Below are 11,741 nucleotides of genomic sequence, written 5' to 3' on the forward strand. Positions count from 1 at the left end.
TTAGCCGAACAGCCCTCTTTTCTTTTGCGGCGTCACAGATTCCCCACGTGTTTCCGCGTAGTTCTGCAAGGCCTTTCTTTCCTTTTCACTCAATCTCTTCGGTACCTGCACAACAACTTTGACATAATGGTCACCGATTCGGTTGGGATTATTAACATAAGCTGACCCTTTACCACGCAAACGGAACTCGGTTCCCGTCTGCGTACCAGCCGGCACGGTCAGCTCAACTTCACCGCGGACTGTCTTGACTGTAATCTTATCGCCCAAAGCCGCTTGCACAAAGCTGATGCCTTTTTCAGAATAAATATCCGCACCTTCTCTTTGAAAGCCGTCTGCTGATTTGCCAACAACAAAAGACACATACAAATCACCATAGGGGCCGCCGTTAACACCAGCCTCCCCTTGACCAGACAAACGCATCTGCTGGCCAGTCTCAACACCCGCCGGAATCGTGACTTTGACGGCATGTTCTTTAGAACTACCGCCTTTTTCTTGACGGACATATTTGATTTCTGTTTCTTTACCGAAAACAGCTTCTTCAAATGTTAAATTAACACGATATTGTAAATCACGTCCCTTGCGCGGTCCGTTAGGGTTGAAGCCGCCGCCAAACATTTGACTAAAGATATCACCAAAATCACCAAAATCCTGGCCATTAAAGCTGAATCCACCCTGCTGAAAGCCGCCGCCAAAACCATTCTGTCCGGCACCAGCGTTTGCGCCAGCCTTGCCGTACTGATCATAAGCAGCCTTCTTTTGCGGATTGCCTAAGGTTTCATAAGCTTCTTGTACTTGCTTATATTTATCTTCGGCACCGGGCTCGTGATTTAAATCAGGATGATATTTCTTTGAAAGCTTCCGATAGGCATGCTTGATCTCATCTTGGCTCGCGTTTTTATCAATTCCTAGTGTGTTGTAATATTCTTCATTATCCATAATATGTAGGCCGGGATTCCCCCGGCAGTTTGATTACTTTTTGTCGTCAGGATTAACTTCTTTAAAGTCACCATCGACAGTCTTACCATCGTCGCCTGACTTGCCGCCATTATCAGGTCCGGCCTGACCAGCTTGGCCAGCTGCACCAGACTGTGGTGCAGACTGCTGATAGAGCTTAATTGCCAAAGCCTGTGCTGCCTTTTCCAAAGCATCCTTCTTTTCTTTCAAGGTCTCAAGATTGTTAGAATCCTTGGCCTTCTTCAATTCGTCCAAAGCGTCTTGAACCGGCTTTTTATCAGCATCGCCCAGCTTGTCGCCAACATCAGTCAAAGTTTTTTCACTAGAGAAGATCAACTGATCAACTTCGTTATGCAAATCAACTTCTTCTTTCTTTTTCTTATCGGCTTCTTCGTTGGACTGAGCGTCCTTCACCATCTTGTCGATCTCTTCTTTAGAAATGCTTCCTGGATTTTGGATCGTGATCTTTTGGCTCTTGCCAGTACCTTTATCCTTAGCGGAAACAGATACAATACCATTTCGGTCAATATCAAATGTCACTTCAATCTGTGGAATGCCACGCGGTGCGGCAGGAATATCAGACAATTGGAAATTGCCCAAAGTCTTGTTATCGGCAGCCATAGGACGTTCGCCTTGCAGAACGTGAATATCAACTGCCGGCTGATTATCAGCAGCCGTTGAGAAGACTTGCGACTTAGAAGTCGGAATCGTTGTGTTGCGGTCAATCAGCTTGGTCATGACGCCGCCCATTGTTTCAATACCTAATGACAGAGGCGTCACATCAAGCAGAACAACATCTTTCACATCACCAGTAATCACAGCACCTTGAACAGCAGCGCCTAAAGCAACGGCCTCATCAGGGTTGATTGAGTGGTTAGGTTCTTTACCAGTTAATTCCTTGACTGATTCTTGAACAGCTGGAATACGTGTCGAACCACCATTTAAGATCACTTCATCAATATCAGAGAAGCTCAATCCGGCATCCTTCATGGCATTTTGGACTGGTGCCTTAGCACGGTCCACCAAGTCAGCAGTCAGCTGGTTGAATTGTGCGCGCGTCAAGGTCTTATCAATGTTCAGGTTTTGGTGAATAAATGGCAACAGAATCTGAGCTTCATTGGCTGAAGACAAGGTCTTCTTAGCTTTTTCAGCTTCATCTTTCAAACGCTGCAAAGCTAACGAATCAGTTGATAGGTCAACGCCATTTTCTTTTTTGAAGTCACTAACTAGCCAGTCAATCACTTTCTGATCGAAATCATCACCACCAAGGTGTGTATCGCCATTAGTTGACAAAACTTCAAAGACACCATCACCTAATTCAAGGATGGAAACATCAAAAGTACCACCACCCAAATCATAAACAAGAATCTTTTGATCCTTATCAAGCTTATCCAGGCCGAAGGCTAAAGCGGCCGCCGTTGGTTCGTTAATGATACGCTGAACATTCAAACCAGCAATTTTTCCAGCATCTTTTGTTGCCTGACGCTGAGCATCGTTAAAGTAGGCAGGCACCGTGATAACAGCATCGCTAACGGGTGTTCCTAAATAATCTTCCGCATATTTTTTAATGTATTGCAGAATCATGGCTGAAATTTCTTCAGGGCGGTATTCTTTGCCATTGGCCTTCACACGATAGTTGCTTTCGCCCATGTGACGCTTGATTGATGAAATCGTATCAGGATTGACGATTGCTTGACGTTTTGCAACATCGCCGACCTGAATTTCACCGTTTTTAAATGCGACAACTGATGGTGTCGTCCGCCCGCCATCTGGATTTGTAATAATTTTTGGCTCATTGCCTTCCATGACGGCAACAGCTGAGTTTGTTGTTCCTAAATCGATACCAATAATTTTTGACATTTTAAGTCCTCCTTATTTTGTATAAACACTAACCATTGCCGGACGCAAAACCCGGTCATGCAATTGATATCCCCTTTGCAAAACAACTGCAATCGTATCGGCTTTCTGTTTTTCCGGATCATCAATCGGTGTCTTTTGAATCGCGTTGTGAAGTTTTGGATCGAACTGGTCACCACTCTTGCCAATCTCTGTGATGCCGTTATCGCGCAGTGCATTGCTCAAAGATTTATAGGTAAGCTCAACGCCGCGGCGGATCTTTTTAGATCCCTCGTCATCATCGTCATTGCTTAAAGCCCGCTCCAAATTATCCAGCGCTGGCAAAATACTTTTTGCCAGATCCTGGCCCTCATACTTCAGCATCGTCGCACGTTCCTTGCTAAATCGCTGCTGAACATTCTGCAGCTCTGCTTCTGCACGATAAAATTTGTCCTCATAGTCAACAGCTGGTGCCTCTTTTTTAGCCGGCTGACCTGCCTCTTTAGCGGCTGCCTCTGTCTTAGGCTCTTCCTTAGACCCTTTGACGGCCCGCTCGATTTCTTCTTCGCTCGCGGATTTCTCTTGATTCTTAGCTTGTGATTTCTTCTTTTCTACCAAAAGTTCACCTCAATTCGTACCTGAAAATAATAAACAATATTGGTCAAATAGTCAAGATTGGTCAAACATTTTTTTTGCTATAATCGAGAATCATGCCTAAGTTATCTATCAGATTAACAAAACTGGCCGATCTGCCAGAAGTTATGCAAATTATTAATCAAGCCAAAGCACGTTTGAAAGCTGCTGGATCTCCCCAATGGCAAGGCGGATACCCCAATGAAGATTCTTTCAAACATGATATTGCCAAAAATTGGTCCTATGTCCTGCTTGTCGATAGCCAGATAGCTGGCATCGCTGCCCTGATGCAGGAAGCTGAACCCAGTTATGCCGAAATCGAAGATGGCAGTTGGCGGAAGGCAAACAATTTGCATTATACAACAATACATCGGATTGCCATTTCCGATCAATTCTCCGGCCAGCATCTGGCAAATTCCTTTTTTGACTTATTAATTAAAGAGTCTGAACGGCTTGGATTTGATCAGGTCCGTTTCGATACTCATCGTTTGAATTATGCCATGCAGCATTTAGCTGCCAAATTTGCCTTTGAAAAACGCGGCATTATTCGCGTTCAAGATTATCAGGATAACGCGCGTTTTGCCTATCAGCTGATCTTGCGCCCCTGATCAGACTGGCGAATTAGCGGCCAGAATTTTTTTGATCACAGATTGATCCTCGTGCAGTTTGTCGACTAGCCCTCTGACCGAATCGAACTTTTGCTGGTCGCGGACATAATCAATCCAATCAACTGCAATCGTTTCATCGTAGATATTGCCATAAAAATCAAATAAATTGATTTCGACTGTCATCGGATTATTGTCTCCGAAAGTGACGTTGTGCCCGATCGAAGCCATGCCGTTCAGCATTTTCCCTGCAAACTGCCCAGTCAAAATCTTCACTCTGACGGCATAAACAGCGGCTTTTGGAAGCAGCTGCGGCTCAATTAACTGCTGGTTCGCGGTCGGAAAACCCAAGGTCCGGCCGATTTGATTGCCTAAAACAACTCGCCCGATCGTCCGATAATCATATCCCAAGAGCCGGTTTGCATCACTGACTTTACCGGATTGGATCAAATGGCGAATACGCGTGGATGAAATCTTACCATCAGCGTCATCTTGTTCGGAGACCGAGACTATCTCAAAGCGCTTCTTCGCATAAATGGGTAAATGAGCCATATCAGCCTTTTCTTTGGCTGACCCGTATGTATGGTCAAAACCGGCAACAAGCACCGCCAGGCCCATTTTTGCAAGGTAATGATCGACATAAGTCTGCGCGGGTTGTTGACCGAAAGCCAAACTATAATCAATCAGAAAAACTGTATCAACTTTCATCTCGGCAAACTTTTTCAATTTTTCCGGTAATGGCAGAATTGGTGCTTTTAAACTAGCATCGTCCTGATAAAAACTAGCAGGCGATTGTCGATAGGTCAGCACAGCCAGTTTCAAAGATCTCTGCTCGGCAATTTGCTGAGCACGCCGAATAACGGCCTGGTGGCCCAAATGAAGCCCATCAAAATAACCCACCGCTAAAACAAATTGATGATCTTGGTCCGATTGATAAATATTGGGAAATTGTAAATTAATGACTTTCATGAAGCAGCATTTTTTCAGGCCGGTACAGGCCTTGATCCTTTTTATAAATTGCCTGCAGAGATTGATTATAAAAAATTCTCACAAGCGGTGCATCCGTTTCCAAGTCCCTTAGCCAAGCACCATGCTGGACTAATTGCCAATCAGCCTGCTTAATTGCCACCATTGGCAGCTGTTTTAACAACTTTTCCAGGGGGATAACGAATTGATCCGGAGACGGATTTTTCAATAATTCTTCTAGCGGCACAGCATGGTCAACACGATAACCATCAGCAGCTAGCCGACGCAATTTTTTCATCACGGCCGGTACAGCCATGCTGGCACCAATATCTTCGACCAGTGTACGAATGTAAGTCCCCTTTGAAACAGTTGCCGTAAAGCTCAGGTACTGCCGGCCAGCGCCTTGATCAAAATGCGACGCGCCAATCTGGTCGAGCTGGCTGATCGTAATACTTCGAGCCTTCCGTTCAACAGTCTGCCCTTTTCTAGCAAGATCGTAAAGTCTTTTGCCATTGACTTTAATCGCTGAATACATGGGCGGTACCTGGAGACTTTGCCCAAGAAAAGTAGTCAGAGTCTGCTGGAGCTTCAGCTCGCTGATCGGCTCTTTTAACGGCAGCGTTTCAATAATTTGACCATCAAGATCCTGCGTATCGGTTTTGATACCCAAAATCATATCAGCACAATATTTTTTTTCGGATTGCTGAAGAAAATCGATCAATTTAGTCCCTTTTCCCAAAACAATGACTAACAGCCCAGTGACCGAGGGATCTAAAGTCCCAGTATGCCCAACTTGTTTCTGATGAAAAACCTGCCGCATTTTTGAAACGACATCAAAGCTCGTCATGCCGGCAGGTTTATCGATTAAAACAATTCCGTTGTACACGCGGTCTTTCTCCTTGATGATCTAAAAATGATCTACGATACAATATTACTTCAAAAGCGAATTCAGCCAAAGAAAAAAGCGGGAATCAATCCCGCTTTTAATTTGGAAAAAGTTATTCTTTTCCAGCATTCTTAATGATATCTTCTTGCACATTACGAGGTACGGCTTCGTAATGGTCGAAGAACATCTGGAAAACACCACGTCCTTGAGTTGCTGAACGCAAAGTCGTTGTATAACCGAACATTTCGGCCAAAGGCACTTTAGCAGTCACAGTCACTGAATTACCGTGTGTTTCCTGGTCTTCAATCATGCCGCGACGAGCTGAAACATGGCCCATCACATCACCCAGATTGTCAGTTGGTGTCACAATCGAAACCTTCATAATCGGTTCAAGAATTACAGCACCGGCAGTCTTGGCTGCTTCACGCAAAGACATGGAGGCAGCAATCTTAAAGGCAGCTTCAGAAGAATCGACTTCATGGTAACTTCCGTCATAGAGCTTGGCTTTCAAATCAACCAATGGATAACCGGCCAAAGGACCAGACTGCATGGCTTCTTTCAAACCTTGTTCGACAGCTGGAATGTATTCACGCGGCACAACACCACCGACAATGGCATTATCAAATTCAAAGCCCTTGCCTTCGTCATTAGGACCAAATTCGATCCAAACATCACCATACTGACCTTTACCACCAGACTGGCGGATGTACTTGCCTTGCGCCTGAACAGTCTTTGTAAAGGCCTCACGGTAAGCAACCTGCGGCGTACCAACATTGACATCAACATTGAACTCACGACGCATACGGTCAACCATAATGTCCAAGTGCAGTTCACCCATACCAGAAATCAATGTTTGACCAGTCTCTGGATTAGTCTCGGCATGGAAGGAAGGATCTTCTTCAGAAAGCTTCTGCAGGGCCTCAGCCATCTTTTCCTGATCAGCCTTTGTCTTTGGCTCAACAGCCATTTGGATAACGGGGTCAGGGAAGTCCATTGATTCAAGAACCAGCGGATGGTCAACAGCCGTAAGTGAATCTCCGGTAGATGTTGACTTCAAGCCAATTGCAGCAGCAATATCACCGGAAAAAACCTCATCAATCTCAGTACGGGTAATGGCATGCATCTGCAACAGACGGCCGACACGTTCACGTGTATCTTTGGTCGTATTTTGCACATAAGAACCAGACTTCAAAGTTCCCGTGTAGACACGCAAGAAAGTCAAACGGCCGACATAAGGGTCAGTCATAATCTTAAAGGCTAAAGCAGCGAAAGGCTTCTTATCATCGGCGATTAAGTCGACTTCTTTGCCCGTTTCAGGATCAGTCGCCGTATAAGGACGGACTTCCAACGGTGATGGCAAATAGTCAACCACCGCATCCAGCATCAGCTGAACACCCTTATCTTTATAAGCAGAACCAGCAAGTACTGGATAGAACTTCAAAGCCAAAGTGGCGCGACGGATAGCAGCTTTCAGATCGGCAACAGAAATTGTTTCCTCGCCAAGGTACTTCTCCATCAATTCATCATCAACATCAGCAACCGCTTCAATTAACTCTTCACGCTTTTCTTCAACTAGATCCTTCAAATCATCAGGAATTGGGCGGGTCTCCCACTCCGTTCCCAATTTATCATCCGGATACCAGGCTTGACGCTCGATTAGATCAATCACACCAGCAAAATCATCTTCGGCACCGATTGGCCACTGAATAGCTTTGGCATTAACATCCAGGCGTTCCTTTAAGGAATCGACAGACATCTGAAAGTCGGCACCCAATTTGTCCATTTTGTTAACAAACACAAGACGCGGTACCGAATAAGTCGTTGCCTGCCGCCAAACTGTTTCAGTCTGTGGTTCAACACCGGCCGCACCATCCAAAACAGCGATCGCACCATCCAAAACACGCAGAGAACGTTCAACTTCAATCGTGAAATCAACGTGTCCTGGTGTATCGATAATGTTGACACGGTAAGGCGTATCCTTCCATTGTTCGTGGAAACCATGCCAAATGGCAGTCGTGGCAGCGGATTGAATCGTGATACCACGTTCCTTTTCCTGATCCATGAAGTCCATCTGTGAAGCACCATCATGGGTTTCACCAATTTTATGAATTTTACCCGTGTAATAAAGGATACGCTCGGTCGTTGTCGTCTTACCGGCATCGATATGAGCCATGATCCCAATATTGCGGGTCCTCTCTAGAGGGAATTCGCGAGTAGCAGCCATATTATCTCCTTTTAATTACCAACGATAATGGGCAAAGGCACGGTTCGCCTCGGCCATTTTATGCGTGTCATCGCGCTTCTTGACTGAAGCACCGGTGCCGTTGGCGGCATCTAGAATTTCTTTGGATAAACGCTCTTCCATTGTCCGCTCAGAACGCAAACGCGCATACTGCACAATCCAGCGGAGTCCTAAGGTCGTACGCCTTTCTGGACGAACTTCGATAGGTACTTGATAGTTAGAACCGCCGACACGGCGTGCTTTAACTTCCAAGACAGGCATCACATTTTCCATGGCTTGCTGGAAAACTTCGACTGGGTCGTTACCAGTCTCAGCTTGGATACGCTCAAAAGATTTGTAAAGAATCGATGAGGCCGTACCGCGCTTTCCATCAAGCATTAACTTGTTGATCAAACGACTAACAAGTTTTGAATTATAAATTGGATCTGGCAACACTTCTTGTTGCTTTGTATAAGCTTTTCTAGGCATTGGTCTACTCCTTTACTTCTTTGGACGCTTTGCGCCGTATTTAGAGCGTCCATTCATACGGCCGTCAACGCCGGCAGTATCAAGGGCACCACGAATAATATGATAACGGACACCAGGAAGATCCTTAACACGTCCGCCACGGATCAGAACAACAGAGTGTTCCTGAAGGTTGTGGCCGATTCCTGGAATGTAAGCTGTCACTTCATACTGGTTGGAAAGACGAACACGAGCGTACTTACGCAAAGCAGAGTTCGGCTTTTTTGGCGACATGGTTCCGACACGTGTCGCAACACCGCGCTTTTGCGGCGCAGTATTTCTAGTTTGCTTTTTGGACATTGAGTTATATCCAAAGTTCAAAGCTGGGACCTTAGACTTGAATGTCTTGGGCTTACGAGGCTTGCGAACTAATTGGTTAATAGTTGGCATATATTTCTCCTAAAATAATTGAATAATACTGGGTATTTCTTGCTTTTTTAAGTGCCTGTCCACAGTACCAGGCGTGTCCTAACTTGGACTTTAAAAAATGCTTTAAACCGCACAAAAGCGCAAGAAAGCACGGAATTAGTATATAACACCCGGCCTTCAGCCGTCAACCGTTTGTTTCCATTAAACATTAGCAGACCGCAAATTTTTCATAATGACCCATTTCCACTAAAATAGAGCTATGAATACACAACCATTGGCCTATCGCATGCGGCCGGAAAAAATCGAAGAAGTTGTCGGCCAGCAGCATTTGATCGGGCCAGGTAAAATTATCTGGCGCATGGTACAGGCACATCGTCTATCTTCTATGATACTATATGGCGCTCCTGGGACTGGAAAGACTTCTATCGCTTCGGCGATTGCCGGTTCTACAGATCTCTCCTTTCGAATTTTAAATGCTGCCACAGATGGCAAAAAAGAATTGCAGGAAGTGGCCGAAGAAGGCAAAATGTCTGGATCGGTCGTGCTTTTATTGGACGAAATTCATCGTTTGGACAAGACGAAACAAGATTTTCTGCTGCCCCATCTGGAATCCGGACGAATTATCTTAATCGGTGCGACTACAGAAAATCCTTATTTATCTGTCACGCCGGCCATCCGCTCCCGCTGTCAGATTTTCCAAGTCCAGCCTTTGTCTGAAGACGACATTAAAAAGGCCGTCGATCGTGCTTTGACCGATAAACAAAGAGGCCTGGGCAATTATAATGTTAAATTGGATTCTGACGCTGAAAACCAATTGGCTACCGCCACAGACGGCGATCTGCGAAGCTCGCTCAATGGTTTGGAACTAGCTGTGCTTTCAACTAAGCCCGTTGGCGATAAGAAAGAAATTCACATCACTCTGCCAATCATCGAAGAAACGATCCAACGCAAATCAATGTCAGGTGATAAAAACGGTGATGCCCATTACGATGTTATTTCGGCCTTTCAAAAATCAATACGAGGTTCGGACGTGGATGCCGGCATTTATTATTTAGGTCGAATTTTAGAAGCCGGCGACTTGGCCATCGCAGCCAGACGCCTACTAGTTATCGCCTATGAAGATATCGGCTTGGCTAACCCCAATGCAGCTGCCCACGCCGTTCAGGCCGTTACCGCTGCTTTGCAATTGGGTCTTCCCGAAGCGCGCATCCCTTTGGCAAACGCGGTCATCGAGCTGGCCTTGTCGCCTAAATCAAATTCCGCTTACATGGCGATTAACCAGGCGATGGAAAAAATTGAAAGCAGCAGCACTGGCGATGTGCCGATTCATCTGAAAAACACACGTAATTGGGGCAAATCCAAAGACGAACAAATCGATTACCTCTATCCGCATGATTTTCCCAATGACTGGGTGGCCCAACAATACCTGCCTGATAAGATCAAAAACCAGCAGTTTTTCCAAGCTAAAGGCAATTCCAAATTCGAACAAGGACTGTTTGATACCTATAAGCGCTTAAAGGAAAGCCAAAGCAAGGGTCTGAAACAGTGACGGAACTGCTGACGGTCACAAGCCACAATAGTTTTGAACTCATCGAAAAGAAATCACGTTTTATAGCCGAAATCTTTCCGATTGAAAGTGAAGAAACAGCTAAAAATGCAATTACAAATGTACAGCAGAACAATCGCGAAGCCAACCATGTCGTCTTCGCCTATACATTAGGCTTAAAATCAGAAACCCAAAGGGAAAGCGACAACGGTGAACCCAGCGGCACAGCCGGCAAACCCGTTTTGGATGTTATTGCGAAAAATAATTTAGTGAATGTGTTAATAACCGTGACGCGTTATTTTGGCGGGATTAAATTAGGCGCCGGCGGATTAATTCGCGCTTATTCAGGAGCTGCTGCCAAGGTCGTTGAACAGACAAAGATTTTTCAGTTAGTGCTGCAAGACAAGCTAGCTGTTACAGCTGATTATGCATCTTTGGATCGTTTGCAATATTTTATCCAGCAGCATCACGCTGAAATAACTAAAAGCGATTATGGTCAACAGGTTAACGTCACTTTATTGATCCCGACGGCAGACAGCAGTCGTTTTCAAGAGGAACTGACCAATTTGTTTTCGGCTAGAATAGGTATTAAAAAAATAGCTGAAATTTTGTCCCCCACGCTGATCAAGCACTAGTTCTGAGAAAACATTTGTCCAAACAAGCTGATATAATAGAACACGTGCTTGGCTGTACGCGTCTGGCTTAACTATCAGTTTTTGCCTTACAACTACTGACCCGGGAACAGCGGTGATTGTCCAAGGCAGGCCTTTTCACTTGGAAACCTGCAGCATGAACTTAGTTCCCACTTTTCAATTAGGGGTCAAAATCTGCAAGCCGGCTAACGGCAGCATCGGTGCGGCATTCGTCTATGGACGGGTGCTTTTTTTTATCTGAAAATGTAGAATCAGAGTTATGATTATTGTCGGTATTATTCTCGTATGCATCGATTTGGCTTTGGGCGGTTATCTGGTTAGCCAGCAGAAAAAATTATTCATTTGGGATGTTGAACAGTTTCCGCAAATTAAAAGAATCACCTTGCATAATGGTATCCCTTTGCTTCTCTTAGCACTCGTGGCTATCGTTGGCGTTTTAACTAACAATCGTATCCTGCTGCTATTGACGGCAATTGCCAGTATGATATTTGCCTGGGTTTTTCTCTATCAACTAAATAAATTAATCAATACGCCAAAATAAAAAGAA

Annotated in this window: 12 protein-coding genes; 4 read left to right on the forward strand and 8 right to left on the reverse strand. The window is 45.0% G+C overall.

Features of this window, described 5'->3' with window-relative positions:
• The 3 genes from NRF22_RS03185 to grpE are packed head-to-tail and all read right to left on the reverse strand — an operon-like array spanning position 1 to position 3,408.
• Positions 1-936 (reverse strand): DnaJ C-terminal domain-containing protein, encoded by a 936-nt coding sequence (locus NRF22_RS03185; protein WP_263779220.1) that lies wholly within the window; start codon positions 934-936, stop codon positions 1-3.
• 33 nt (positions 937-969) lie between these two features.
• On the reverse strand, positions 970-2,814 hold the full coding sequence (gene dnaK / locus NRF22_RS03190; RefSeq protein ID WP_007746026.1) for a molecular chaperone DnaK: 1,845 nt from the start codon (positions 2,812-2,814) through the stop codon (positions 970-972).
• Positions 2,815-2,826: 12 nt separating this feature from the next.
• Positions 2,827-3,408 carry a nucleotide exchange factor GrpE gene (gene grpE / locus NRF22_RS03195; protein ID WP_263779222.1) on the reverse strand — a complete coding sequence of 194 codons (582 nt, stop codon included), beginning with the start codon at positions 3,406-3,408 and terminating at the stop codon, positions 2,827-2,829.
• Positions 3,409-3,500: 92 nt separating this feature from the next.
• On the opposite strand from grpE, the gene NRF22_RS03200 reads away from it, so the two are divergent.
• Positions 3,501-4,031 carry a GNAT family N-acetyltransferase gene (locus tag NRF22_RS03200; RefSeq protein ID WP_263779223.1) on the forward strand — a complete coding sequence of 177 codons (531 nt, stop codon included), beginning with the start codon at positions 3,501-3,503 and terminating at the stop codon, positions 4,029-4,031.
• On the opposite strand, the gene ribF is transcribed toward NRF22_RS03200, so the two are convergent.
• From ribF to rpsL, 5 genes are all read right to left on the reverse strand, one after another.
• Positions 4,032-4,997: a riboflavin biosynthesis protein RibF gene (ribF, locus tag NRF22_RS03205; RefSeq protein ID WP_263779224.1), complete on the reverse strand. Its 966-nt coding sequence runs from the start codon at positions 4,995-4,997 to the stop codon at positions 4,032-4,034.
• A complete protein-coding gene (gene truB / locus NRF22_RS03210) occupies positions 4,984-5,880 on the reverse strand; it encodes a tRNA pseudouridine(55) synthase TruB (RefSeq protein WP_263779225.1) in 897 nt (298 codons plus the stop codon). Before truB ends, ribF begins: the two co-directional genes overlap by 14 nt.
• Before the next feature lie 112 nt (positions 5,881-5,992).
• Positions 5,993-8,104 carry an elongation factor G gene (gene fusA, locus NRF22_RS03215; RefSeq protein ID WP_263779226.1) on the reverse strand — a complete coding sequence of 704 codons (2,112 nt, stop codon included), beginning with the start codon at positions 8,102-8,104 and terminating at the stop codon, positions 5,993-5,995.
• 15 nt (positions 8,105-8,119) lie between these two features.
• Complete coding sequence (gene rpsG, locus NRF22_RS03220; RefSeq protein ID WP_007746011.1) at positions 8,120-8,590, reverse strand: 30S ribosomal protein S7; 471 nt, start codon at positions 8,588-8,590, stop codon at positions 8,120-8,122.
• Positions 8,591-8,602: 12 nt separating this feature from the next.
• On the reverse strand, positions 8,603-9,016 hold the full coding sequence (gene rpsL / locus NRF22_RS03225; RefSeq protein ID WP_007746010.1) for a 30S ribosomal protein S12: 414 nt from the start codon (positions 9,014-9,016) through the stop codon (positions 8,603-8,605).
• A 238-nt stretch (positions 9,017-9,254) separates the two neighbouring features.
• Here rpsL and NRF22_RS03230 point away from each other — a divergent pair, with 238 nt between their 5' ends.
• The 3 genes from NRF22_RS03230 (at position 9,255) to NRF22_RS03240 (ending at position 11,735) form a co-directional block, all read left to right on the forward strand.
• Positions 9,255-10,544 carry a replication-associated recombination protein A gene (locus tag NRF22_RS03230; RefSeq protein WP_263779228.1) on the forward strand — a complete coding sequence of 430 codons (1,290 nt, stop codon included), beginning with the start codon at positions 9,255-9,257 and terminating at the stop codon, positions 10,542-10,544.
• Positions 10,541-11,176 carry a YigZ family protein gene (locus tag NRF22_RS03235; RefSeq protein WP_263779229.1) on the forward strand — a complete coding sequence of 212 codons (636 nt, stop codon included), beginning with the start codon at positions 10,541-10,543 and terminating at the stop codon, positions 11,174-11,176. The genes NRF22_RS03230 and NRF22_RS03235 overlap by 4 nt, the downstream gene beginning before the upstream one ends.
• A gap of 277 nt (positions 11,177-11,453) precedes the next feature.
• Complete coding sequence (locus NRF22_RS03240) at positions 11,454-11,735, forward strand: hypothetical protein (protein WP_263779230.1); 282 nt, start codon at positions 11,454-11,456, stop codon at positions 11,733-11,735.
• Positions 11,736-11,741: the final 6 nt, after the last annotated feature.

The sequence above is a fragment of the Oenococcus kitaharae genome (assembly GCF_025758695.1).
Classification (GTDB): Bacteria; Bacillota; Bacilli; order Lactobacillales; family Lactobacillaceae; genus Oenococcus; species Oenococcus kitaharae_A.

What these genes read in the sequence shown, in the direction of transcription:
- NRF22_RS03230 (WP_263779228.1), top strand. Translation starts at nt 9,255, where the DNA reads ATGAATACACAACCATTGGCCTATCGCATGCGGCCGGAAAAAATCGAA.
- rpsG (WP_007746011.1), bottom strand. Translation starts at nt 8,590, where the DNA reads ATGCCTAGAAAAGCTTATACAAAGCAACAAGAAGTGTTGCCAGATCCA.
- dnaK (WP_007746026.1), bottom strand. Translation starts at nt 2,814, where the DNA reads ATGTCAAAAATTATTGGTATCGATTTAGGAACAACAAACTCAGCTGTT.
- NRF22_RS03185 (WP_263779220.1), bottom strand. Translation starts at nt 936, where the DNA reads ATGGATAATGAAGAATATTACAACACACTAGGAATTGATAAAAACGCG.
- NRF22_RS03240 (WP_263779230.1), top strand. Translation starts at nt 11,454, where the DNA reads ATGATTATTGTCGGTATTATTCTCGTATGCATCGATTTGGCTTTGGGC.
- rpsL (WP_007746010.1), bottom strand. Translation starts at nt 9,016, where the DNA reads ATGCCAACTATTAACCAATTAGTTCGCAAGCCTCGTAAGCCCAAGACA.
- ribF (WP_263779224.1), bottom strand. Translation starts at nt 4,997, where the DNA reads ATGAAAGTCATTAATTTACAATTTCCCAATATTTATCAATCGGACCAA.
- NRF22_RS03200 (WP_263779223.1), top strand. Translation starts at nt 3,501, where the DNA reads ATGCCTAAGTTATCTATCAGATTAACAAAACTGGCCGATCTGCCAGAA.
- fusA (WP_263779226.1), bottom strand. Translation starts at nt 8,104, where the DNA reads ATGGCTGCTACTCGCGAATTCCCTCTAGAGAGGACCCGCAATATTGGG.